At 70.8% G+C, this 257-nt stretch carries 1 protein-coding gene; it reads left to right on the forward strand.

Going from position 1 to position 257, the window contains the following annotated elements:
- Positions 1 to 257, forward strand: a 257-nt coding sequence (locus tag AAEY79_RS15590) for a hypothetical protein (RefSeq protein ID WP_352289478.1), incomplete at both ends; no start/stop codon positions are given.

A 257-nucleotide genomic window follows, 5' to 3' on the forward strand; every position in this document is an offset into this window, starting at 1 on the left:
GGGCACGTGCGCGGGGCAGGTGCCGGGCGACGCGGTGCAATGCCGCAACTGGTCGGTGATGCTCAAGTACGACAGCGCGTACTTCGGTGCGGCGGCGTCGTACGAGGAACAGCGCGGTGGTACCGCAGCGGCCGCCAACTTCTTCGACGGCGTGGCGCCCGTTCCCTTCACCAGCAGCGGCGGCAAGGATGCGCGCACCCACGTGAGCGCGTATGCGCAAGCGGCCGGTGCGAAGATCGGCGCGGGCTGGATCGGGC

The organism is Psychrobacter sp. GW64-MNA-CIBAN-0177, assembly GCF_040309585.1.
In the GTDB taxonomy this organism is placed as follows: domain Bacteria; phylum Pseudomonadota; class Gammaproteobacteria; order Pseudomonadales; family Moraxellaceae; genus Psychrobacter; species Psychrobacter okhotskensis.